Raw genomic sequence first — 26,986 nt, forward strand, 5'->3', positions numbered from 1 at the left:
CGCTGTTTTTGAGTGTTTTAGTCATGAGTACAGCCATCAGCAATATTGAGCTTAATTTTAATCAGTTTATCCAACTGATTAATACAAATTACGGATCTAGCCGAGTTGATGTTGCGAATAAATGGCAAAAAATAATTTTGGGTTCAGCCCATTTATCAGAGCAGGAACAGGTTGTTTTAATTAATCGTTTTTTTAATGCTCAATTACTTTATCGTACAGATTTACAGCTTTGGAAAACAAACGATTATTGGGCGACACCTTTAGAAACCTTAGGCAAAGGCCAAGGCGATTGTGAAGATTACGCCATCGCCAAATACATTAGTTTACGGGCTATGGGCATAGCAGAAGATAAATTAAGGCTGGTTTATGTTAAAGCTAAATTAGCTGGTCAGGTAAAAACTCAAGCCCATATGGTATTAGGTTATTATAAAACGCCTAATGCAATGCCACTCATTTTAGATAGCTTAGTTAACCCAGTACTGCCTGCCAGCAAACGAGCTGACTTAAAACCTATATTTAGTTTTAATAGTGAAGGATTATGGTCAAAAAATAGTAAAACGAGTGTCGCCAAACCAACTGCTCGTTTATCTCATTGGCGAGATGTGATTGAGCGTTCTAAACTACAAGGAGTATCTTGGTGACGAGGGTTTTGTTGAAAAGGATATTTTATGTCTCTCATTAAACAGTTGTGGCTTGCCATCATTATTATTGTATTAGTCAGTTTTTGTGGCAGTGTTTTAATAAGTATTTTATCTGCTAAACAGTATTTTGAGCAGCAATTATATTTAAAGAATGTAGATAACGTTAATGCGTTGGCAATGACGCTTTCACAATTGGATAAAGACCAAACGACTATTGAATTATTGGTCGCAGCGACTTTTGATACAGGTCATTATCAGCGCATCGAACTCGTTGACCCAGACAATAAATCGATTGTTAATTTACGCTACCAACCTCCATCTGAAACACCTATTGATTCAGGCGATGAAAATATCGATACAACGGAACGAGCGCCCAGTTGGTTTGTTAATTGGATTGATTTTAATATCAAGCCGGGTGTCGCTCAGGTCAGTGATGGTTGGAGCCAATATGGTACTTTGTATATTGAAAGCCATAGTGAATACGCCATTTATTCGCTCTGGCGTAGCTGTATTAAGTTATTTTTGAGTTTTTTATTGGTTGCTTTAGCCGCAGGGTTTATTGGTTCAAAACTATTGAAACATATTTTGAAACCCCTCAATAACGTGGTTGATCACGCGACGGCCTTAGGCAATAAACAATTTATTATGTCTCCTGTGCCATCAACACCTGAATTTGCTGTTGTTGTGCAAGCTATTAATACTTTATCTGTTCGATTTAAAAAGACGATAACCCAAGGTAATAAACGGCTAGAAAAAATGCGCTTTCAAATGCAGCACGATAGCTTAACCGGCCTTGCCTCTCGGAATTACTTTATGGGGGCACTATCGGCTTTAATTAGCGATCAAAATCTTTATCAAGGTCAATCTGCACTTTTTATTATTAAGCTTTGTAATTTGGATAACTTAAATCGGAATTTAGACAGAACTGATGTTGATGAACTGATTTGTGAAATTTCAGAATCTTTGATTTTATTATTAGAAGATTTAAATGGTCGTTATAACGATAGCCATATTGCGAGGTTAAATGGCTCTGAGTTTGCGATTTTATTTACGGTGGCGGCTGATATTTCGTTAATTAGAAAAAATTTAATAGAGATGCATCAGAAAATAGCTGAAAATTACCGGCAAGAAGTTGATGTAGTCATTGTTCACGCTGGTTGTTATATACAAAAACAAAGCAGTATATCTGCTATGTTAAAGCAGTTAGATTTAATGCTGAAAAAGGTGCAAGATAATCAAGCTATTGCTGGTGCCCTTGTCGAGCAAAATGAAGCTCATATTCTTAAACCTGAAGAATGGAAAAACGCAATTAACGAAGCTTTATCAAATGAAGCAATAGAAATTTTATCTCATCCAGTGATGAAGCAAGGGGATGAGTTATCTCATATGCAATCTATAGTCGGGCTTAATATAAATGATGAAGTTCATATAGGCGGTTATTATTTACAATGGGCACAAGAACTAGGTTTGCTTGAAAAAATCGATTTACTTGCGCTGACTCGAACTTTAAATTCAATTCAGCCTTTAGTTTCAGATAATATTTCTTTGCTTATTTCAAAAGCGAGTATGACAGATGCTGTCACACGTTCGAGGATTATCGGGCTACTAAATCAGCACCCAGATAAAGTCCAGCATATTTGCATTGAAGTGAAAGAAAGTTGCGCCATTGAATCTAAAGCTGTATTCGTTGAATTTTGCCGAGCAATTAAAGCAACCGGTGCTAAATTTGGTTTACGCCAAGTTGGCGCTAATTTTTCCAAAGTACCGAAAATTCATGAACTGGGACTTGATACAATTAAAGTCGATTGTGCTTACGTTCATAATATTGCGAATAACCAGTCGAACCAGTTTTACATTCGTGGCTTATGTGCTTTGGCGCATTCTATTGGCATTGAAGTTGTTGCCGATGGCATTTCCTCTCCGCTGGATTCTGAATTGATTTTTGAAATGGGGTGCGATGCCATTGTTCCTAATTTTCAAGATAACGATTTAGAAATGCTGTAACAGGCAAGGTGTCGGCTAAACGCTATCTAGTTTGTGTACAGTAACGCCTTTTGTTGTAAGAGCCATTCGTTTTATTGTGGAAATTGAGCATTGGGAATGGACTGTATTATGGCGATGTACGACCATCAGCATTGATCCCTTTTTTCCAATACGCACTTGCAGCAAAATTATTTAAGTTGTGTTCATTACTTAAATAATTTTTAGTAATTCTAACTTGATGTCCTTCGGCTCCAATAAATACTTGAGTGTCTGTCGGTAACTTAGGTAGAGCTGCGAGTTGCTCTAGCAGTTGATTACTGTATTCATCTAGCGCATTATCGATAATCCAATGAACATTAAAGCCAGTGAGTGTATTTATATTGCCAGTAGGTATGTCTTTTTCTGTTGGTACGGTAATAAAAATATAACTAAGTGCATCTGGTGGGATCATATTATTATAAGCGGCAATCGCATTGATTGACGTTAGATCACCAATAAATAGATAGTTACTTGCGGACAAGTTAGTTAATTTTCTTGGGCCAGGGCCAGCTATTTTTAACTCGTCTCCAATTTTAGCTGTTTTTGCCCAATTGCTTGCAGGACCATTATGACAATTTATGACAAAATCCAAAGAGAGCTCTTTGGTGGTGGGATTAAAGTTTTGTATGGTGTAGGAGCGTTTAATTAGCGTGTTTTCGTCTTCCGCGTTAACGCCCGGCGCGGTGGGGTTAGCATCAGGAATTAATACCTTAATATAAGCTCCAATTTGATCTTGAGGAAAATCACTTAACGCTTCGCCTGTTAAAATAATTCTTCGCAAATGAGGTGATAAATCAATAATTTGAGTTACTCGAGTTAGACGAATTGCTTTTTTCATGTTGATTCCTACTCCTATTTGGTGTGTTGTTTAGCTGGGTTATGTATTTAGTACAAACGAAGCGAACAACATTTTGAATTGATATCTTTAAATAACGGTACAAATAAATCTTTTTCTTTTACTAAAAATGCCGACCTATCAAGATAAATAATGTTTAGATGCGCACTGCTCATAAGGTTGATAAAGTCTACTATATTCATTTGGTAGACATTGTCAACTAATTTGAAGGGTGATTTAAATTTTTGTAATTAAGTTATGAAGCAAAATGAGTGTTCAAGAATCAATCGTAAAATTAATACAAAGCTGTAAAATGTTATTTAACCTCAACTCAGTTTAATGAAGATGTTTCAAACGGCTTTTTTCACGGGGACAGCGTTAAATTCCTTGGCAATACGACACCATGGATGGGGGAGGTATAGGTAGAGCGTCGTTGGAACTGAAGTCGAGGCTAGCTATTGACGCGCTAATTTGCCGTGTCCACGTCAATGAATTGGGGTTATCAGCATTGCATATCGATATTTTAATATAGTGCAAGCCATTTCTCAGAGTCGATGTGTGGCAAATAAAATTGCTCAAGTTATGAAAAGAGATCAAGCTCAAATTGCGCTATTGAGTATAATCAGCAGTAGGGATCTGGTGGTTCAGCAAAAGTTAGAACAAGATATATCAAGTGAAGATTTAGCTACCTTCAACCGAGTGGTGAAAGAGATGACAAATAATTTAAGCAGTGCTGCTAAAATTTTATGTTAGCTTAGGCTTTTAGTAATAGCATTAAATGCATCCTGTCTTTAACTTTTAATTTATAGAAAATGGACGTTAAGTGCTCTTTAACGGTTCGTTCTGTAATATTTAAAGTGAGCGCCACTTGTTTATTACTTTGACCGGTAATCACTTGAGTGGCGACCTCTAGTTCACGTTTTGTTAATTTTTGTAATAACTTTTCTTGATTAGCAGCTGGGGTTGGCGCACTTTTAGCTAACCTGCCCACTAAATTTGCTAGCAAACCACTGGGTATCCATAATGCACCGCTTTGAATTGTGGCACTAGCCTGTTCAATAATATGGCTACTGGATAATGCCTCGAGATAACCTCTCGCACCAGCCTCTAAGGCTTGGCAGAGCTCTTCAACAGTTAATCTTTTAGTCATCACGACCACGGGAGTGCCCTGCGTTTCATACTTTCTGATAATGGTTAGCCAATTTGGAATACCAGCTAAAATCCAACAAATTTCAGTCTCTTGAAAAGTTGCGATATCGTTTTTTTCAGCAACGATTTGAGCGATCGGACAAGCTTGTTTCCAGCGAGGTGACACTAAGTTTTTTTCAGTAATAAATAAATGTCGTTTCATCGTTCTGTCATTGCCTGTGAAGTCGCGCGTAAAATAGGTTTCATTAAATATTCTAAAATAGTTTTTTTGCCAGTGATAATATCGACCTGAGTAGTCATTCCTGGGATGATTGAGAACTGCTCAGCAAGTTTGGTTGCTTTAGTTGTGAGCCTGACAAGATAAAAAGTATTATCTTTTTCGTCAGTAATAGTATCTGGGCTAATGTGCACCAATTCAGCTTCTAAGCCTCCATAAATGGTAAAGTCATATGCACTAAATTTTATCGTTGCTGATTGTCCAGCTTTTAAAAAGGCAATATCTTTAGGGGATATTTTAGCTTCAACCACTAATTGGTCGTCCAGAGGAATGATTTCAATTAAATTACTGCCCGGTTGAATGATGCCTCCAATCGTATTAACAAGCATTCGTTGAATTGTGCCTCTTACCGGAGAGCGAATTGCGGTTTGTGTGACTTTATCTGCCAGTCCTGATTTACTTTCTCTAAGTGCATCTAACCGGATAATGGTTTCAGATAATTGATTATTCCATTTATTGATGGCACTCAGTTCTATTTCTCTTATTTTGTTGCTGGCTTGGCTAATAGCCGAGCGGCTTTTATTAATGGCTGCTTGCGCTCGTTTTATTTCCCCCTCTAATTCGATAACTTGGCGCTCTAATCTGATGATATCCATATCTGATACAGCGCCTGACTTTAATAAAGGCTTAGTAACTGAAAGCTCTCGTTTTACTAATTTTAAACTGCTGCTGTATTGCTCTTTAGCAGCCAGTGACTCATTTAAATCTTGCTGTTTTTGTTCTACTTGTTTTTGTTGAATTTCAATTTGTTTATCTAATCCTTCTAAATTTGAGTTGTAAATAAGTCGTTCATGCGCGACAGCTTGAGGTGCGTTTTTAATTAAAGTTTTTGGAAAAATAGGCGTTGTTTTTGAGGTTAAGGCTTTCAAGCGCACAACCTCTGCACTTAAAGAAAAAAACTGAGTTTGGTTTTCTCGTAAACTGGAGATAAAGCGAGTTGGATCTATTTCAATTAATAAATCTCCTTTATCAACTGTTTGACCCTCTGTTACTAAAATATCTTCTATCATGCCACCATCGTAAGATTGAACAACTTGCAGTTTATGTGATGGTATTACTTTACCTTCCCCTTTGGTTATTTCGTCTAATTGGGCAAACCCAGCCCAAACAATCAGGCAAATTAAACTAAGCACAATGATATAGAGCAACTTTCTAGCATTGGCGGGTTCTTGTTGAATTTGTTGCCATTTTGCATCGATAACCCAGTCTTTGCTGTCAGCTGGTTTTATCCATTTATCGAAAAGTTTAGATAGCCACGAAGACTTATCTGCTTTATGTTGCGTTAGCTTGGATATGCTGTTAAATCCTTTTTGTTCTAAGCTATCTTTATTTTTTTTATCTTGGCTCATGATGCTTTGCTAACCTCACCATTTCGTAATGATAAAATCACTTTTTCTTTTGCCCCGTCGGCAACTAATTTACCTTGGTCTAAGACGATCACTCTGTCTGCTAACTCCAATAAAGATGATTTATGCGTAATTAAAATGAGCGTTTTTTCTGCAGATAGTTGTTTGAAGTTGTGAATTATTTTATGTTCACTTTGGTGATCTAATGCACCCGTTGGTTCATCTAGTAAATATAAGTTTGGATTGTTGATAATGGCACGAGCAATGGCAATTGATTGTCGTTGACCACCAGATAATAATTTTCCTTGTTCCCCCACGGGTAAGTTTGCGCCGTCCGGGTGAAAGTGAATAAGTGTATCTAAATGACTCATTTTGCAGGCTCTTAAAAAATCATCATCAGAAGGTTGTCCAAATGCGATATTAATGTTGTCTTTGAGCGAGCCATAAAACAGGCAAATATCTTGCGGAACATAGCCTATGTTATGTCTAAGTTCAAATGGGTCTAATTGTGAAATTTCGATGCCGTCAATTAAAATACTGCCAGATTCCGCTTGGTATAAACCCATTAATAATTTTTCAATTGTACTTTTACCCGAGCCATTTTTACCTAAAATGGCTATATGTTCTCCAGCTTTTATCTTAAAGCTGACATTGGCTAAAGCGTGTTTTTGTTGATCTGGGTATTTAAAATAAACATTTTTAAATTCGATATCACCGTGAATAACAGGGTGACTCAGATAAGATTTATCATGAGGTTTTTCTATTGGTTTATCCATGATTTCATCAAGTGAGTTCATGGAGGTTGCTGCGTTATGGTATTGAGAAATTAATGCAGCAGTTTGACTTAAAGGCCCCATGGCTCGAGATGATAATAAATAAGCAGCTATTAACCCCCCTTGGCTTAATTCACCTTCAATAATTAAATATACACCTGTAATAATAATTGCAATTCCAACGGTTTGCTGCAGCCAAGTTGCCAAATTATTAATAGATACTGAAATTGAGCGAATTTTTGCTGTGATACTGGCTAGTTCAATAGTGGTGCTTTCCCAAGTCTGTTGAGTTTTCGACTCAACATTAAAGCTTTTTATTTCATCAATATTATGAATGCTTTCTACTAATGTGGCGTTGCGCATCGCGCTGGCTTTCATTGAAAGTTCGGTTAATTCATGCATTTTATGTTGAGCGGATAATGCATATAAAAAAATAAAAATAGCCCCAAATATAATTGGAATAATAAGTTGGGGACTAATTAACGCAATAATAGTGATAAAAATGAGCACAAAAGGTAAATCAACTAAAGCCACTACTATCATAGAACCGCAAAAGTTACGTACGGATTCAAAAGCTTGAACGTTAGTTGCAAATGAGCCTGCTGAAACGGGGCGATTAAGCAATTGCATCCCGAGTACATTTTCCATAATGCGAGATGAGGCTTTAATATCGATACGACTCGCTGCTAGCTCAACAAAATAATTTCTGACCAATCTTAAAACTAAATCTGCGCTTAGCGCAATAATAACGCCAATCGCGAGTACCCATAAAGTTTCGGTTGCGCTATTAGGCACAACTCGGTCGTAAACATTCATTACAAATAGCGGCATTGCGATTGAAAAAATGCTAATGACCGCCGCACAAATAATTACATCTCGGTAAAGTGGTCTGCATTCTTTGACAATACTCCAAAACCAACTGACGGGTTTATCTGTATTTATATCGGACGTTCTGTTGTCAAAATGAAACTCAGGTCGAATATATATGAGCTGTTGAGTATAAGTTTGCTCTAGCTCATTCATTGCAACTTCAACGACTGAGTGATCTAGCTCGGGGTAAATAACATGTGCAATTTCTTGGTTAGATTCTATTTTGATTAATATGCAAGCTTGGTTATCTTTTAGGAGTAAAATAACGGGTAGTAGCTGTTTATTTATTTGCATTAAAGCTCGGCTCGCTATTTTGCTAGTAAACCCAACACGTTTTGCAGCTCGGCTGAAATTAGAAGGTTTAAGCTCACCGTTTTCTAATGGCAAGCCCGATAAAATAGATTGACCAGCAATATTAATATTATGATAGTGGGCAATCGCTTGTAAGCAGTTGTATAAAATGCCGCCTGAGTCGTCTTGAATAGAGTTACTCATCAAAGTCCTTGTTGTAGCCGTTTACTTTGTATAGCGAGCAGCGTTGAGCATCACTCAACGCCGAATTATTGTTATCATGAGCTAAAAGCTATTTTTTTTTATAGCCTGCTGAAATTCCGCACTTACTTTTGCCTCTATTCTTCTATTTATAGCATTGGCTCTAGATGTAATTTCATTGATTTTTGGTTGCTCTTCACCGTAGCCAATTGAACGAACTCTATTTGGAGATACGCCGTAAGTTCGGGTTAATACATCTGCAACGGAGAATGCGCGTTTTTCAGATAGTTTTTTGTTGTAGTTTGCATCACCATCAAGCGAACTATGTCCTTGAATCTCAACAACAGTTTCAGGATATTTCTCTAAAAAATCCGATAGCTTTTTTATTTCTAAGTAATATTGTCTTTGAACTTCTGACGAGTTAGATGCAAATGGAATTTTGATATCAACAGAAACCGTTTCGTTTTTAAACAAAGTACAGCCACGTGCATTAACTCTGTCATTAGGTGAGGTATCAGGGCAAAGGTCAATTGAGTCGTAAACTCCGTCTTTATCGGTATCTGTCGTATCTGGTTTTGCAATTTCGCGTGGTTCATGTGGTTCATATTGACGCATTGCTTGGTTGATATCGTAAGTAGGACACGCTGAGTTAGGATCAAACTTTATAGGCTCATCAGTTAACTGATTAACTGAGGGGATTTCATTTGGGCTAACATTTAATACTGGTAAAATTTGTCCCATTTCGGTTAAAACACTGAGTTGTGCAGTTAATTTATCGTATTGAGCGCTAATGTATGCTCGGCTAGACTGGAAGAACTCATTTTCTGAATCTAGCACATCTAGCAAGGTGCGCTGACCTATATCAAATTGGTCTTTATAAGCTGTTTTAACTTTGCTTGAAGCATTTCTGTGGTTTTCTAAAGCAGGGAGTTGTGAACCAATAACACGGATATCATTGTATGCGATCTGTACATTCTGTCTGATTTCCTGACAGGCCTGATCTCGTAAGTCTTTCGCTAAATTAACATCTTGATAAGCTTGTTTGATTGATGCTTTATCTGCGCCGCCTCGAAATAAGTTGTAACGAATTTCAATACCGACTCGACCTTCAGTTCTATCTTCGTCAAAACCAAATTCATCTCTGTCTTCTATACCATAACGGGCGGTTAAATTAACGCGGGGGTGGTAGCCAGACTTTCGGCTTTTAGCTAGAGATTCTTGTGCTTGGATATTGTACAAAGTTGCATAAAACTTAGGGTTATTTGAATAAGCTTGATTGAGTACTGACTTGATTTTGTTAGGAATATTACTCGATGGTACAGAAAAAGGGGTCATGTTTTTGGGTGGCATTTGCCCAATAATTCGTAAATATCTAGCTATTACGTCATGCAAGTTTGATTTTTCAGTTAATAAGTTGGTTTGGGCGAGTGATAAACGGCCCGTGATTTGCTCAAGATCGGCAGCTCGAGAAACACCAGCGTCGACACTTTGCTTTATTTGATTAAATACAGCTTCATGCGTTTTTAAGCTGTCTTTGGCAATGAGGGTGAGTTGTTTAAATTTAAGCACATCTAAATAGGCTCTGGCTGCTTCAAATGCTGTTAAATTCGCTTGTTCCATTAGTTCAAAATAGCGGACTACTTGAGTATTCTCAAAACGAGCAACGTTATTACTGGTTTCAAAACCATCGTATAACATTTGCGTCAAACTGATTTCAGCACTATTTGTTGAGAAGCTGTCGCTGTTACCATAGTTTTGTTTTTGGTAACCAATGTTGGCATTAAAATCTATGGTGGGGAAAAATCCAGATTCTGCTATTTCAGTGCCTTGAATAGCGCTTTTAAACGCATGCCATTTTTCTTGTACCCTTGGATTTTTATTGATGGCTTGTTGAACTTGTTGAGTGATTCCTTGAGTTTGCTCTGCGAAGCTTAGTGGTGATACTAATACGGTGGTAGTTACTGTGAGTGTACGTATTAAATAGTTAACTGCATACTTAATTGAACAAGTCATACGGTTTCTCCGAGTATGATTCACTTACAAATTTCCTTGAATTTAAAACTTAGAAAACAAATTCACATTCTGCAAATTAATTTTTTTATTAACTGCAATTTTATTATTTTTGCTTTAACTGGACTTTAGTCCAATAGATATCCGGTCAAGCACTTCTACACTTAAATTATCATATAGGTTGAATACCCCATTCAGCCTAGAGTCGTTTAATTAACGGATTTGGTGAAGACTATGAATGAAGTTATTGCGGTTGTTGTAGAAATTCAAGGTGATTGTTTTGTGCAAGGAGCAGGTGGTGAGCTTACGTCACTGGAGGCAGGTAGTCAGATAGTACAAGGCGAAACCCTTATTACTTATCAAAACTCGTTTATAACCCTTAATTTCGGTGAAGACCAAATTACGATTCCCGAAAATCAAATCATAGAAATTACGCCTAATTTATCGACAGCAGCGATTATCGAACGATTAGAAAGCCAAGTAGATGAATCCAGTATAGATGAAACCTTTTCATGGCTTGAGCAATTACCTTATCAAAATGATGAAAATTCAGAGAATGTCCCGCAACAACAGGATGATGCGACTGATGAGCAGGGCGTTGACGATTTTTTAACGGCTCTGTCTGGTGACGGCGATATTCTTTCTCAATTGGAAGCAACCGCCGCGGGTGGTCAAGCAAACGGCGGTGGTGGTGGGGTTTCTTTTGTTCGCTTATTACGAATTGCCCAAACCACTGAACCACTTAGTTTTCAGTTTAATGCGGATAATGATCAAACTACACCTTTACAGCAGAATTTTGCCAATGACACTGCCGCTATCACAGACATTCAAGTAGAAGATTTATCTTTTAATATTGATCCTCTCGGCGATATAAATAATCCAACACCGACAATTACAGGTAGTTCAACAGCTGAAGCAGGCAGCCAAGTTAGTATTTCTATAATAGATAGCGATGGTCAAACTCAAGTGTTAACAACTGAAGTGGATGAAAATGGTAATTGGTCTGTTGAAGCTGATACAGACTTACCTGAAGGTGAGTTCTCTGTTGACGGTTCAATTGAAAGTAATAACGGAAATGTAGCGACCAATGACGGAGATACAGAAACAGGCACTATCGATACGACACCCCCTATTGTAACAGTTAATGAAATTGGCGAGATCAATGACCAATCACCAATTATAAGTGGCAGTAGTGATTTAGATGCAGAGACTCTTGTTACCGTAGTGATAAACGATAGCGCAGGCGCAACTCAACAACTAACAGCTGAAACAGATGGTGATGGTAACTGGTCAGTTGAGGTTGGCGTATTACCTGAAGGAGAGTTTAGCTATACAGTCAGTGTATCTGATCCTGCCGGCAATATAACGCAAATAAGTGGCAGTGGTGAGGTCGATTTAACTGCACCTGTGATTAGTATTGATGAGATCGGTGTGATAAATGATGCTACCCCATTAATTATTGGCGCTAGCGACGCAGCGTCTGGCAGTGTTGTTGATATAACTGTAACTGATTCCCTTGGAACTGAACAAAATACAACCACTGAGGTTCAAGCAGATGGAAGTTGGCAAGTTGAAATGGGTAATGAATTAAGTGAAGGTGATTTTACTGTATCTGCGTCAGTTTCAGATTTAGCGGGTAATCAAGCTAATGCCCAGCAAAATGGCACTTTAAGCCTAGCCGCACCCGAATTAACAATTAATGAAATTCCCGTAACTAATGATTTAACACCGAGTGTGAGCGGAACCAGCGATGCTGGTCAAGGTACTAGTATTAATATTGAAGTAACCGATGGTGCTGGAAATATTCAAAATGTGACAGCTGAAGTGGATGAAAATGGTGGTTGGTCAGTTGAGGTTGCTGAGGAATTATCCGAAGGGGAATTTACGATAGAAGTAAACGTGACGGAAAATGGGGTCACAACCACGCTTAGTGAAACTGGTGAAATTGATGTTACACCGCCCGTTATGAGCATGGATGAGATTGGATCAATAAATGAACAACAGCCAACACTCACGGGAAGCTCTAATCTGCCGCCAGCTAGTTTAATTACGATTGTGGTGACTGATTCACAGGGTAATGAGCAAACTTTGTCAGCCGAAGTCGATCAGCAAGGTTTATGGCAGGTTGAGGTGCCAGCTGCGATAAGTGAAGGCGAGTTTTCAGTTGGTTTAAGTGCAGCAGATAGTGCAGGTAATACAGGTACAGCGCAAGCACAAGGCGAAATAGATTTAACGGCGCCAGAATTGAGCGTGACAGAGTTAGGTACAATCAATAATAACCAACCGACAGTGAGCGGAACCAGTAATGCAACTGTGGGCAGTGAAATTCAAATTAGCGTGATAGACAGCGAGGGTCAAACTCAAAGCATAGACGCATTAGTAACAGGAGATGGCAGTTGGTCAGCACAGTTACCCTCAGCGGTTGCTGATGGTGAAGTTGAAATTAGTGCACAACTCAGTGATGAAGCCGGCAATCAAAGCAGCCAAAACATCACCTTTTCAGTCGATACCCAAGCACCCGGTATTAGCATTAATCCACTTGGTGAAAATAATGATAATACACCACAAATTAGCGGTATTTCAGATGAAGTACAAGGCAGTGAAATTAGCGTTACCATTACAGATGTCAATGGAGATAGCCAAACGCAAGCCGCGACAGTTGACGAGGACGGAAACTGGAGTGTAGAGGCGGACCAAGCTTTAGCCGAAGGTCCTTATAGTGTTAATGCAAGTGTAACAGATAGCGCAGGTAATACAGGTACAGCGCAAGCACAAGGCGAAATAGATTTAACGGCGCCAGAATTGAGCGTGACAGAGTTAGGTACAATCAATAATAACCAACCGACAGTGAGCGGAACCAGTAATGCAACTGTGGGCAGTGAAATTCAAATTAGCGTGATAGACAGCGAGGGTCAAACTCAAAGCATAGACGCATTAGTAACAGGAGATGGCAGTTGGTCAGCACAGTTACCCTCAGCGGTTGCTGATGGTGAAGTTGAAATTAGTGCACAACTCAGTGATGAAGCCGGCAACCAAAGCAGCCAAAACATCACCTTTTCAGTCGATACCCAAGCACCCGGTATTAGCATTAATCCACTTGGTGAAAATAATGATAATACACCACAAATTAGCGGTATTTCAGATGAAGTACAAGGCAGTGAAATTAGCGTTACCATTACAGATGTCAATGGAGATAGCCAAACGCAAGCCGCGATAGTTAACGAAGATGGAAGTTGGACAGTCACCGCAGCTGAATTAGTGGATGGTGATTTTACCGTTACAGCCAGCGCTACAGATGCAGCAGGGAATCAAACCCAAGTTAGTGCTACGGGCACGATTGATACCCTAGCGCCAACCATAGAAATTAATCCTATCGGTCAGGTCATTAATACTCAGCCAACCATTACCGGTAGCTCAAATGTAGCGCCGGGCAGTGACATATCCATCACGGTGACAGATTCAGCGGGCGTCATTCAAACTGAAATTGTCCAGGTTCAAAATGATGGAAGCTGGTCAGTTGAGCCGGATAATGCGCTAGCTGAAGGTGATTTTGAAGTAAACGCTTCAGTGCGTGATAGTGCAGGAAATGAAGGAACAGACAGCGAGTCTGGCAACCTGAACAGTAGTGGGGTCGAACTCAATATCAACGCCCTAGATAGCACAAATGATACTACGCCAACAATTAGCGGAAGTACAAGCGCAGCTCAGAGCTCAGATGTGGTCGTTATAGTAGTGGATAGTGGCAATACCAGCCAAACAATTACAGCACAAGTTGATGAAAATGGTAACTGGTCAGTCGATGTATTGGATGAGCTTGCAGAAGGCGAATATGAAGTTACAGCGCAAATAGAAAGCAACGGTGTTATTAGCGAAGCAACAGAAACAGGTCAAATAGATACTACAGCACCAGAATTTAGCATTAATGCATTAGCAGATACGAATGACACGACCCCCACCATAGAAGGGAATAGTAATTTAAATGCAGGAGATACAGTTAATTTAACCGTGGTGGATAGCGAAGGCGGCACACAGCAGGTTGAAATTACAATAGGACAAGAAGGGCATTGGCAAGTCGCAATACCAACTGAATTACCAGATGGAGAATTTACGGTAACAGGCAGCGTAACAGATGCAGCGGGAAACACTGCCACGGCTAGCCAAGCGGGTTTAATAGATACAGTGGCGCCAGAATTATCAATTGATTCGATTGGTCAAACCAATGATGCAACTCCAGTCATTAGTGGTGACAGTAATTTAGCAGCGGGTTCAATAGTCAATGTCAGTATTACTGATGCGCAAGGGGGTAACCAAGCTTTAACCGCAGAGGTTGGTGATAATGGTCAATGGCAGGTCGAAGTAGTTGAGGATATAGCACAAGGGGATTTCACGGTTACAGGACAAGTTTCAGATAGTGTTGGTAATCAAACCACAGCTTCACAATCTGGTACTTTTAGTCTGACTGAGTTGCCTGAAGTCGCCATTAACCCACTTACAATTACAAATGATGAAACGCCACTAGTTGATGGTACAAGTACCGCGGGCACAGGTGCGATTATTAATTTAGTTGTGACTGACAATGCAGGCAGCCAGCAATTATTAACGAGTGAAGTTGACGAGGACGGAAACTGGAGTGTAGAGGCGGACCAAGCTTTAGCCGAAGGTCCTTATAGTGTTAATGCAAGTGTAACAGATAGCGCAGGTAATACAGGTACAGCGCAAGCACAAGGCGAAATAGATTTAACGGCGCCAGAATTGAGCGTGACAGAGTTAGGTACAATCAATAATAACCAACCGACAGTGAGCGGAACCAGTAATGCAACTGTGGGCAGTGAAATTCAAATTAGCGTGATAGACAGCGAGGGTCAAACTCAAAGCATAGACGCATTAGTAACAGGAGATGGCAGTTGGTCAGCACAGTTACCCTCAGCGGTTGCTGATGGTGAAGTTGAAATTAGTGCACAACTCAGTGATGAAGCCGGCAACCAAAGCAGCCAAAACATCACCTTTTCAGTCGATACCCAAGCACCCGGTATTAGCATTAATCCACTTGGTGAAAATAATGATAATACACCACAAATTAGCGGTATTTCAGATGAAGTACAAGGCAGTGAAATTAGCGTTACCATTACAGATGTCAATGGAGATAGCCAAACGCAAGCCGCGATAGTTAACGAAGATGGAAGTTGGACAGTCACCGCAGCTGAATTAGTGGATGGTGATTTTACCGTTACAGCCAGCGCTACAGATGCAGCAGGGAATCAAACCCAAGTTAGTGCTACGGGCACGATTGATACCCTAGCGCCAACCATAGAAATTAATCCTATCGGTCAGGTCATTAATACTCAGCCAACCATTACCGGTAGCTCAAATGTAGCGCCGGGCAGTGACATATCCATCACGGTGACAGATTCAGCGGGCGTCATTCAAACTGAAATTGTCCAGGTTCAAAATGATGGAAGCTGGTCAGTTGAGCCGGATAATGCGCTAGCTGAAGGTGATTTTGAAGTAAACGCTTCAGTGCGTGATAGTGCAGGAAATGAAGGAACAGACAGCGAGTCTGGCAACCTGAACAGTAGTGGGGTCGAACTCAATATCAACGCCCTAGATAGCACAAATGATACTACGCCAACAATTAGCGGAAGTACAAGCGCAGCTCAGAGCTCAGATGTGGTCGTTATAGTAGTGGATAGTGGCAATACCAGCCAAACAATTACAGCACAAGTTGATGAAAATGGTAACTGGTCAGTCGATGTATTGGATGAGCTTGCAGAAGGCGAATATGAAGTTACAGCGCAAATAGAAAGCAACGGTGTTATTAGCGAAGCAACAGAAACAGGTCAAATAGATACTACAGCACCAGAATTTAGCATTAATGCATTAGCAGATACGAATGACACGACCCCCACCATAGAAGGGAATAGTAATTTAAATGCAGGAGATACAGTTAATTTAACCGTGGTGGATAGCGAAGGCGGCACACAGCAGGTTGAAATTACAATAGGACAAGAAGGGCATTGGCAAGTCGCAATACCAACTGAATTACCAGATGGAGAATTTACGGTAACAGGCAGCGTAACAGATGCAGCGGGAAACACTGCCACGGCTAGCCAAGCGGGTTTAATAGATACAGTGGCGCCAGAATTATCAATTGATTCTATTGGTCAAACCAATGATGCAACTCCAGTCATTAGTGGTGACAGTAATTTAGCAGCGGGTTCAATAGTCAATGTCAGTATTACTGATGCGCAAGGGGGTAACCAAGCTTTAACCGCAGAGGTTGGCGATAATGGTCAATGGCAGGTCGAATCTGGTGATTTAGTCGATGGGCGTTTTAGCGTTGTAGTCACTGCTGAAGATGTAGCCGGCAACCAAAGCTCAGCAGAACAATCGGGTATACTCGATACACAAGCTTACTCATTGACTATTAATGACTCAGCATTTACCCATGATACAACTCCAGTAATCAGTGGTCAGTCGGATGCAATTGCAGGCACACCTGTGCAAATCGAAGTGGTTGATTCACATGGTGTAACTCAAAATATGGTGGCTCAAGTTGCTGATAACGGTAGCTGGATTGCCGTTATTTCGAATGAGCTAAGTGAAGGTGAATTCACCATTACCGCAAATATAATTGATGAGGCTGGCAATGAAAGCACTGCGAATTCGGTTTCTTTTTTAGACTCTGTTAAGCCGACCTTAACTATTGATGTTCCCGCTATTTCTAATGATACGACTCCTCTGATCTCTGGAACAAGTGATGAGCCAGTTGGTTCACAAGTGAAATTAATGATCACTGATTCAGCTGGAACTGAGCAAGTTTTGGTTGCAAATATATCTGAAGATGGAAGTTGGCAAGTCGAGTTGGAAAATGTACTTCCAGAAGGCGAGTACCAAATACATGCAAGTATTGAAGATCAAGCTGGTAATTTAACCACTGCTCAGGCTCAAGGCGAAATCGATACTAGCGCGCCAATTATAACCATTGATGCATTGAACGATACAAACGATGTGACACCCGTTATAAGTGGCACAAGTAACCTTATTAATAGCTCGCTAAGTATCAGGGTCACAGATGCCACTGGCAATATTAGTAATTTTGATGTTAACACAGATGATCAAGGGAGTTGGGAGCAAGAGTCACCAGTAGCCTTAAGTGATGGCCAATTTAATGTTTTAGTTCAAGGCGTTGATAGTGCAGGTAATGAAGTGGTTGAAAATGCAGTAGGCAATATTGATACCCAAGCGCCTAGCTTATCTATCGATACCCTAGGCATTTTAAATGATACAACCCCGATAATTTCTGGTTCATCAGACTTACCTGCTAATAGTGTGGTGACTCTTGTCATTACAGACTTAAATGGTGAAAGCCAGACATTACAAGCGAGCGTTGACGAAAATGGTGACTGGCAAATAGAAACAGAAGCAGCGTTAAGTGATGGTCAATTCGAAGTACTAGTGAGAGCAGCAGACACTGCTGGAAATTTAACATCAGTAGGAGCCGAAGGGGAAATTGATTCAGCGCTACCAACTATTGATATTACTTCGTCTTTGATTGTAAATGATAATATGCCTCTCATTTTTGGTAATAGTAATGCGGGTGAAAACCAAACAGTCACACTCATTTTAACGGATGCAGATGGCAATACTTTTACTCAGACAACACACATAGATTCGCATGGTAAGTGGCAATTGGAATTGGAGCAACCTATTGCCGAAGGCAGTTTTGATATTGAGGTAACGACTGAAAACCTTGCTGGAAGCCAAGCAAATACAAGTGCTGCAGGGGTATTAGATACGACAGCACCTGAACTGACAGTAACCCTTAACGAGTTGTCTAATGATCCAACCCCATTAATTAGTGGTACAAGCTCTCTTGCGGGATCAGAAGTTACAATTAATATTATCGATGAAGCTGGAAATGAACAGCAGCTTATAACTCAAGTTGATGATGATGGTAACTGGCAAGTGGAGAGTAGCGTTTTATCCGATGGTGAATTTAATGTATCGGCAAGTATTACAGACAGCGCAGGCAATTCAACACAGGTAGTGGACTCTGCTACGATTGATACTTTAGCTTACCAGCTTTCATTAACACCGTTAGGGGTCGTTAATGATACAACCCCAATTATTTCTGGTGAATCAAATGCACCTGTTAATACATTAATTGAAATAACTGTAATTGATTCCAGCGGCCAAGCGCAAAATTTTACGGCGCAAACGGATAGCAATGGTAATTGGCTAGCTGACGTACCAAATGAAATGGCCGAGGGCGCTTTTACGGTGGAAGTTTCGGTTACGGACTCAGCAGGAAATCAAACCCGCGCTGAGCAAACGGCTAATTTAGATTCAACCGCACCTAGTATTAGCATTCAAGCGATAGGTGAAATCAATGACTCAACCCCTTTAATTGAAGGTACAAGCAGTGTAGCGAATGGGGCTGTTACCGTTGTGATTAACTCTGTTGATGGAACAACTCAAACATTCAACGTAACAACCAGCGATGATGGTAGCTGGGATGTACAAATTGGTTCAGCTTTAGGCGAAGGTGATTTTGAGGTTAGTGCTTCTATTACGAATAATGGACAAACGAGTCAAACCAGCATAAATGCTACTATTGATACAACACCGCCAAGTATAGAAATATCTGAATTCTCAGATACTAAAGATACTACGCCTGTTATTCAGGGGATAACAAATGAGCTTCCAGGAACTCAAGTTGAAATTACGGTAATAGATGGTTTGGGTGGTAGTCAAAACTTTATTGCAACGGTAGGAGATTCAGGACAGTGGCTTGCAAGTGTACCGAATGAACTTGCAGAAGGTGATTTTAGTGTAACGGCCCGTATTACTGATGCAGCGGGTAATATCAGCACTGCAAATGCAACGGGAACACTCGATTTAACGGCACCAGAGGTTAGTTTAAATAATGTCGGAATAACCAATGATTCTACACCTGTCATCTCAGGTAGTTCAAACTTGGCCTTTGGTGGTTTTATCAATTTGGTTATAACTGATGCATTAAACAATGAATATTCAATGCAAACCTCGGTCGATTCAAACGGGGGCTGGAGTGCAACGATAACGGATATTTTAGCCGAAGGTCAGTTTGACATATCTGTTACGGCTACAGATGCTGCAGGAAATCAAACTACGATAGATGGGATTGGCGAGCTAGATATAAGTGGCCCCGAAATTGAAATAGACGAATTAAACCTAATTAATGATACAACTCCTTTAATTTCAGGGCAAAGTGATTTAGCTGTAGGCGAAACGATTTATATTCAGGTTGTAGATGCGGATAATGTTAGTTACAGCTTAGATACTCAAGTTGATAGCAATGGTAATTGGTCAGTAGCAACGAATGATGCATTGGCTGAAGGTGAGTTTAGTATTACGGCGAGTGCGACGGACGCAGCAGGTAACGAGGGATCTGCCACCACAACGGCTGAATTAGATGTAACCCCTCCAACACTTACAATTGACTCGGTAAATACCACGAGCGATGTTACGCCTGAAATTAGTGGTGTAAGTAATGCTAAATTGGGTAGTCAGGTAAATATTACGGTAGAAGACAGCGATGGGAATGTGCAGCAATTAACCGCAAATGTGTTAAGTGATGGCCGCTGGAGTACTGAAACACAAAACTCTTTGGTAGACGGCGATTTTTCAATTATTGCTAGCGTATCAGATGACGTTGGTAACCAAGCAACTGCCTCTAGTTCGTCAAATATTGATACTCAAGCACCAAGCCTTGTTATTAATGATATTGGTGTAACTAATGATGCGACACCATTATTGTCAGGTTCTTCTGACGAGCCCGCAGGTACTGTGATTAATCTAACGATTAATCCAAATAGTGACGACGAACAGGTACTTCAAACAACAGTTAACGCTGACGGCAGTTGGCAAGTATTAGTAAATGATGAACTTACAGAAGGCAACTTTGTCGTTAATGCTAGTGTGACTGATGTCGCTGGCAATAAAACCAGTATATTTGCCAATGGCGAAGTAGATATTACCCCACCAGAAATTCGAATTGATGAAGTGGGTATAACTAACGATACGACGCCGATTATTTCAGGGATTAGTTCGGCGGGTATGGGACAAATTGTGAGTGTAAATGTAGTTTCTAATGGCATTACACAAACTTTAACCGCAGAAATTAAAGCTGATAGTACTTGGAGTATCGAAGTGCCATCTGCATTAGCCGAAGGCGAATTTAGTGTTTCGGCTGTCGTAGCTGATCAAGCCGGAAATGCGATCAGTGACAATATGACGGCTGAAATAGATACGACAGCGCCAAGTTTAATCATTGAGTCTACGGGAGCTGAAGGGGACAATACGCCTACTATTTCAGGCACGTCCAATGCGGTAGAAAACACTGTAGTTAATCTAGATATTATTGATGCAGAAGGAAATAAGCAAACTCTGGAAGCAGTGGTAGATGCTACAGGTAATTGGCAAGTCGAAGCAGAAACTGAACTGGTAGATGGAGAGTTTTCTGTTAATGCCAGTATTAGCGATCTTGCTGGAAATACAGAATCTGCTAATGCAGTCGGTAATATAGATACCACACCACCTTTATTAACACTCGATCTAGATGCCAACTTAGATACGATAAATTCCATTTTAACTAATTTGCTTTCAGGGAAAACTGAGCCAGGAGTGGATGTAACCATTAGAGTTGGAAATTATGGGGGAGAATTAGTTGAAATTGGAGTCGCTACCGCGGATGCAAACGGCGATTTCACCCTCGATATTGATGCAGATTTATTAACCGGCGAAGGCATTAGTGAAGGCACCCTAGTCATTGAAGCCAGTGTCGCCGATGCCGCGGGGAACGAAAACGTGGTCGATATTGATGCCGTATTAGATATTACCCCACCGAATTTAACCCTAGACCCACTGGATGATGTGATCAACTCAGTGCTCACCCAAACCTTAACTGGCAGCACCGTCGCGGGCGCCAGTATTATCATTAAAGCCGGGGTGGTGGGCAATGAATTAGTTGAAATTGGAGTCGCTACCGCGGATGCCAACGGCGATTTCACCCTCGATATTGATGCAGATTTATTAACCGGCGAAGGCATTAGTGAAGGCACCCTGGTTATTGAAGCCAGTGTCGCCGATGCCGCGGGGAACGAAAACGTGGTCGATATTGATGCCGTATTAGATATTACCCCACCGAATTTAACCCTAGACCCACTGGATGATGTGATCAACTCAGTGCTCACCCAAACCTTAACCGGCAGCACCGTCGCGGGCGCCAGTATTACCATTAAAGCTGGGGTGGTGGGCAATGAATTAGTTGAAATTGGAGTCGCTACCGCGGATGCCAACGGCGATTTCACCCTCGATATTGATGCAGATTTATTAACCGGCGAAGGCATTAGTGAAGGCACCCTGGTTATTGAAGCCAGTGTCGCCGATGCCGCGGGGAACGAAAACGTGGTCGATATTGATGCCGTATTAGATATTACCCCACCGAATTTAACCCTAGACCCACTGGATGATGTGATCAACTCAGTGCTCACCCAAACCTTAACCGGCAGCACCGTCGCGGGCGCCAGTATTACCATTAAAGCTGGGGTGGTGGGCAATGAATTAGTTGAAATTGGAGTCGCTACCGCGGATGCCAACGGCGATTTCACCCTCGATATTGATGCAGATTTATTAACCGGCGAAGGCATTAGTGAAGGCACCCTAGTCATTGAAGCCAGTGTCGCCGATGCCGCGGGGAACGAAAACGTGGTCGATATTGATGCCGTATTAGATATTACCCCACCGAATTTAACCCTAGACCCACTGGATGATGTGATCAACTCAGTGCTCACCCAAACCTTAACCGGCAGCACCGTCGCGGGCGCCAGTATTATCATTAAAGCCGGGGTGGTGGGCAATGAATTAGTTGAAATTGGAGTCGCTACCGCGGATGCCAACGGCGATTTCACCCTCGATATTGATGCAGATTTATTAACCGGCGAAGGCATTAGTGAAGGCACCCTAGTCATTGAAGCCAGTGTCGCCGATGCCGCGGGGAACGAAAACGTGGTCGATATTGATGCCGTATTAGATATTACCCCACCGAATTTAACCCTAGACCCACTGGATGATGTGATCAACTCAGTGCTCACCCAAACCTTAACCGGCAGCACAGTCGCGGGCGCCAGCATTACCATTAAAGCCGGGGTGGTGGGCAATGAATTAGTTGAAATTGGAGTCGCTACCGCGGATGCCAACGGCGATTTCACCCTCGATATTGATGCAGATTTATTAACCGGCGAAGGCATTAGTGAAGGCACCCTGGTTATTGAAGCCAGTGTCGCCGATGCCGCGGGGAACGAAAACGTGGTCGATATTGATGCCGTATTAGATATTACCCCACCGAATTTAACCCTAGACCCACTGGATGATGTGATCAACTCAGTGCTCACCCAAACCTTAACCGGCAGCACAGTCGCGGGCGCCAGCATTACCATTAAAGCCGGGGTGGTGGGCAATGAATTAGTTGAAATTGGAGTCGCTACCGCGGATGCCAACGGCGATTTCACCCTCGATATTGATGCAGATTTATTAACCGGCGAAGGCATTAGTGAAGGCACCCTAGTCATTGAAGCCAGTGTCGCCGATGCCGCGGGGAACGAAAACGTGGTCGATATTGATGCCGTATTAGATATTACCCCACCGAATTTAACCCTAGACCCACTGGATGATGTGATCAACTCAGTGCTCACCCAAACCTTAACCGGCAGCACAGTCGCGGGCGCCAGCATTACCATTAAAGCCGGGGTGGTGGGCAATGAATTAGTTGAAATTGGAGTCGCTACCGCGGATGCCAACGGCGATTTCACCCTCGATATTGATGCAGATTTATTAACCGGCGAAGGCATTAGTGAAGGCACCCTGGTTATTGAAGCCAGTGTCGCCGATGCCGCGGGGAACGAAAACGTGGTCGATATTGATGCCGTATTAGATATTACCCCACCGAATTTAACCCTAGACCCACTGGATGATGTGATCAACTCAGTGCTCACCCAAACCTTAACCGGCAGCACAGTCGCGGGCGCCAGCATTACCATTAAAGCCGGGGTGGTGGGCAATGAATTAGTTGAAATTGGAGTCGCTACCGCGGATGCCAACGGCGATTTCACCCTCGATATTGATGCAGATTTATTAACCGGCGAAGGCATTAGTGAAGGCACCCTGGTTATTGAAGCCAGTGTCGCCGATGCCGCGGGGAACGAAAACGTGGTCGATATTGATGCCGTATTAGATATTACCCCACCGAATTTAACCCTAGACCCACTGGATGATGTGATCAACTCAGTGCTCACCCAAACCTTAACCGGCAGCACAGTCGCGGGCGCCAGCATTACCATTAAAGCCGGGGTGGTGGGCAATGAATTAGTTGAAATTGGAGTCGCTACCGCGGATGCCAACGGCGATTTCACCCTCGATATTGATGCAGATTTATTAACCGGCGAAGGCATTAGTGAAGGCACCCTAGTCATTGAAGCCAGTGTCGCCGATGCCGCGGGGAACGAAAACGTGGTCGATATTGATGCCGTATTAGATATTACCCCACCGAATTTAACCCTAGAACCGCTGGATGATGTGATCAACTCAGTGCTCACCCAAACCTTAACCGGCAGCACAGTCGCGGGCGCCAGTATTACCATTAAAGCCGGGGTGGTGGGCAATGAATTAGTTGAAATTGGAGTCGCTACCGCGGATGCCAACGGCGATTTCACCCTCGATATTGATGCAGATTTATTAACCGGCGAAGGCATTAGTGAAGGCACCCTGGTTATTGAAGCCAGTGTCGCCGATGCCGCGGGGAACGAAAACGTGGTCGATATTGATGCCGTATTAGATATTACCCCACCGAATTTAACCCTAGAACCACTGGATGATGTGATCAACTCAGTACTCACCCAAACCTTAACCGGCAGCACAGTCGCGGGCGCCAGTATTACCATTAAAGCCGGGGTGGTGGGCAATGAATTAGTTGAAATTGGAGTCGCTACCGCGGATGCCAACGGCGATTTCACCCTCGATATTGATGCAGATTTATTAACCGGCGAAGGCATTAGTGAAGGCACCCTGGTTATTGAAGCCAGTGTCGCCGATGCCGCGGGGAACGAAAACGTGGTCGATATTGATGCCGTATTAGATATTACCCCACCGAATTTAACCCTAGACCCACTGGATGATGTGATCAACTCAGTGCTCACCCAAACCTTAACCGGCAGCACAGTCGCGGGCGCCAGCATTACCATTAAAGCCGGGGTGGTGGGCAATGAATTAGTTGAAATTGGAGTCGCTACCGCGGATGCCAACGGCGATTTCACCCTCGATATTGATGCAGATTTATTAACCGGCGAAGGCATTAGTGAAGGCACCCTAGTCATTGAAGCCAGTGTCGCCGATGCCGCGGGGAACGAAAACGTGGTCGATATTGATGCCGTATTAGATATTACCCCACCGAATTTAACCCTAGAACCGCTGGATGATGTGATCAACTCAGTGCTCACCCAAACCTTAACCGGCAGCACAGTCGCGGGCGCCAGTATTACCATTAAAGCCGGGGTGGTGGGCAATGAATTAGTTGAAATTGGAGTCGCTACCGCGGATGCCAACGGCGATTTCACCCTCGATATTGATGCAGATTTATTAACCGGCGAAGGCATTAGTGAAGGCACCCTGGTTATTGAAGCCAGTGTCGCCGATGCCGCGGGGAACGAAAACGTGGTCGATATTGATGCCGTATTAGATATTACCCCACCGAATTTAACCCTAGAACCACTGGATGATGTGATCAACTCAGTGCTCACCCAAACCTTAACCGGCAGCACAGTCGCGGGCGCCAGTATTACCATTAAAGCCGGGGTGGTGGGCAATGAATTAGTTGAAATTGGAGTCGCTACCGCGGATGCCAACGGCGATTTCACCCTCGATATTGATGCAGATTTATTAACCGGCGAAGGCATTAGTGAAGGCACCCTGGTTATTGAAGCCAGTGTCGCCGATGCCGCGGGGAACGAAAACGTGGTCGATATTGATGCCGTATTAGATATTACCCCACCGAATTTAACCCTAGAACCACTGGCTAGCGTGATTAGCTCGACTTTATCACCGGCATTGACTGGGGTAACTGAAGCGGGCGCGACTGTGAATGTGGCAGTAAAAGCTGGCGGAGTAACAGAAACCACGCTCACCACAACGGCCGATGGCAGTGGCAACTTTAGCTTAGCACTTAATCCAATAGTCTTATCAGGGATTGATGATGGTGCACTGACGTTGGAGGCCAGTGTTTCGGATGCGAATGGTAATATAAATACCACCAGTGTCGGCGCCAATTTAGATATCACAGCGCCAAGCCTTAGTTTAAATCCACTGGCTAGCGTGATTAGCTCGACTTTATCACCGGCATTGACTGGGGTAACTGAAGCGGGCGCGACTGTGAATGTGGCAGTAAAAGCTGGCGGAGTAACAGAAACCACGCTCACCACAACGGCCGATGGCAGTGGCAACTTTAGCTTAACACTTAACCCAACAGTCTTATCAGGGATTGATGATGGTGCACTGACGTTGGAGGCCAGTGTTTCGGATGCGAATGGTAATATAAATACCACCAGTGTCGGCGCCAATTTAGATATCACAGCGCCTATTTTAAATGTCGATGGTTTACTTGATGGGTCATTGACTGGTGTCATTAGTACCGTGCTGTCACCTGCCTTATCTGGTTCAACCGAAGCAAATGCGAATATTACGCTTAGCGTCAATGTGCTTGGTGCTTTATCTGAAGTAACAACTTTACAAGCAGATGCAAACGGCGATTTTTCTATCGATTTAACCGCAGGTTTATTTGAAAACATTACTGATTTAGAAGATGGTGATATTAGTTTACAACTAGCGGTGGAAGATGAAGCCGAGAATAAAACGACTTTAGATATAGGGGCTGATTTAAATATAATACCGCCAACCTTAGAGGTCACGTCAATAGATGTTATTGATCTGGTTGCGCTTAAATCTACAACAATTTCAGGTACCTCAGATGCGGAGGAGGGTACAGAACTTACAGTTTCTGTTGAGTTGCTTAGCGCTTTAACTGTAGAACTAGGCACCGCTTTGGTTCAATCTGATGGTAGCTGGACTATTACAGAGCTCAGTTTATTGGATATTGCTAACATTACAATATCTATGGAGGATGGTGATGGTAATCTCGCCACATTAACTGTAGATGCTGATGATGTTGGTACCGCCGGTCGACCTATGCTGGCTACAAGAGGGTTTGTTGATGACGATTTATTATCAAATGATGAAAGTATTGAAATAAATTATGCTGATGACGCGGGGCAAATCTCAGGTGATGAAGTCACGAGTTTAACACTTAATGATTTATTAGCTGATAATGCTGATGATATTTTAGGCAGTGACAGCGTAAGTTTAAGCGGGCAACAAGATGTAAGTTTAGGGTCAGCCCCAAGTGAATCAGGTTCACCTTCTAGCAGTGCAGATGAGGAAATCATGCGTAGCATGTCAGATAGTAAGTTAGATATTTAAGGTGT

9 protein-coding genes are annotated in these 26,986 nt (G+C 42.0%); 4 read left to right on the plus strand and 5 right to left on the minus strand.

Annotation, left to right across the window (positions count from 1 at the left end; genetic code table 11):
* Positions 1–23 precede the first annotated feature (23 nt).
* Together OLW01_RS01385 and OLW01_RS01390 are read left to right on the plus strand one after the other, a co-directional pair.
* Positions 24–641 (plus strand): transglutaminase-like cysteine peptidase, encoded by a 618-nt coding sequence (locus tag OLW01_RS01385; protein WP_268074850.1) that lies wholly within the window; start codon positions 24–26, stop codon positions 639–641.
* A gap of 27 nt (positions 642–668) precedes the next feature.
* Positions 669–2,645, plus strand: coding sequence for a bifunctional diguanylate cyclase/phosphodiesterase (locus tag OLW01_RS01390; protein WP_268074851.1), 1,977 nt, complete (start codon positions 669–671; stop codon positions 2,643–2,645).
* Positions 2,646–2,751: 106 nt separating this feature from the next.
* On the opposite strand, the gene OLW01_RS01395 is transcribed toward OLW01_RS01390, so the two are convergent.
* Positions 2,752–3,501, minus strand: coding sequence for a siderophore-interacting protein (locus tag OLW01_RS01395; protein ID WP_268074852.1), 750 nt, complete (start codon positions 3,499–3,501; stop codon positions 2,752–2,754).
* A gap of 555 nt (positions 3,502–4,056) precedes the next feature.
* Between OLW01_RS01395 and OLW01_RS01400 the strand changes: the two genes are divergently transcribed.
* Positions 4,057–4,251 carry a hypothetical protein gene (locus OLW01_RS01400; RefSeq protein ID WP_268074853.1) on the plus strand — a complete coding sequence of 65 codons (195 nt, stop codon included), beginning with the start codon at positions 4,057–4,059 and terminating at the stop codon, positions 4,249–4,251.
* Between the two features lies 1 nt (position 4,252).
* On the opposite strand, the gene OLW01_RS01405 is transcribed toward OLW01_RS01400, so the two are convergent.
* The 4 genes from OLW01_RS01405 to OLW01_RS01420 form a co-directional block, all read right to left on the minus strand.
* Entirely contained in the window at positions 4,253–4,849 is a 597-nt protein-coding gene (locus OLW01_RS01405; RefSeq protein ID WP_268074854.1) for a response regulator transcription factor, read from the minus strand.
* Positions 4,846–6,273 carry an HlyD family type I secretion periplasmic adaptor subunit gene (locus OLW01_RS01410; RefSeq protein ID WP_268074855.1) on the minus strand — a complete coding sequence of 476 codons (1,428 nt, stop codon included), beginning with the start codon at positions 6,271–6,273 and terminating at the stop codon, positions 4,846–4,848. The genes OLW01_RS01405 and OLW01_RS01410 overlap by 4 nt, the downstream gene beginning before the upstream one ends.
* On the minus strand, positions 6,270–8,408 hold the full coding sequence (locus OLW01_RS01415) for a type I secretion system permease/ATPase (protein ID WP_268074856.1): 2,139 nt from the start codon (positions 8,406–8,408) through the stop codon (positions 6,270–6,272). Before OLW01_RS01415 ends, OLW01_RS01410 begins: the two co-directional genes overlap by 4 nt.
* A gap of 81 nt (positions 8,409–8,489) precedes the next feature.
* Positions 8,490–10,418, minus strand: coding sequence for a TolC family outer membrane protein (locus OLW01_RS01420; RefSeq protein ID WP_268074857.1), 1,929 nt, complete (start codon positions 10,416–10,418; stop codon positions 8,490–8,492).
* Positions 10,419–10,649: 231 nt separating this feature from the next.
* On the opposite strand from OLW01_RS01420, the gene OLW01_RS01425 reads away from it, so the two are divergent.
* The gene (locus OLW01_RS01425) at positions 10,650–26,981 is read left to right on the plus strand and encodes an Ig-like domain-containing protein (protein ID WP_268074858.1); all 16,332 of its coding nucleotides are present in this window, start codon (positions 10,650–10,652) and stop codon (positions 26,979–26,981) included.
* The last annotated feature ends 5 nt before the right edge of the window (positions 26,982–26,986 follow it).

The organism is Catenovulum adriaticum, assembly GCF_026725475.1.
GTDB lineage: Bacteria > Pseudomonadota > Gammaproteobacteria > Enterobacterales > Alteromonadaceae > Catenovulum > Catenovulum adriaticum.

Bases quoted from the DNA above. Each gene is read 5' to 3' on its own strand.
- OLW01_RS01385 (WP_268074850.1), top strand. From the start codon at position 24: ATGAGTACAGCCATCAGCAATATTGAGCTTAATTTTAATCAGTTTATC.
- OLW01_RS01390 (WP_268074851.1), top strand. From the start codon at position 669: ATGTCTCTCATTAAACAGTTGTGGCTTGCCATCATTATTATTGTATTA.
- OLW01_RS01395 (WP_268074852.1), bottom strand. From the start codon at position 3,501: ATGAAAAAAGCAATTCGTCTAACTCGAGTAACTCAAATTATTGATTTA.
- OLW01_RS01405 (WP_268074854.1), bottom strand. From the start codon at position 4,849: ATGAAACGACATTTATTTATTACTGAAAAAAACTTAGTGTCACCTCGC.
- OLW01_RS01410 (WP_268074855.1), bottom strand. From the start codon at position 6,273: ATGAGCCAAGATAAAAAAAATAAAGATAGCTTAGAACAAAAAGGATTT.
- OLW01_RS01415 (WP_268074856.1), bottom strand. From the start codon at position 8,408: ATGAGTAACTCTATTCAAGACGACTCAGGCGGCATTTTATACAACTGC.
- OLW01_RS01420 (WP_268074857.1), bottom strand. From the start codon at position 10,418: ATGACTTGTTCAATTAAGTATGCAGTTAACTATTTAATACGTACACTC.
- OLW01_RS01425 (WP_268074858.1), top strand. From the start codon at position 10,650: ATGAATGAAGTTATTGCGGTTGTTGTAGAAATTCAAGGTGATTGTTTT.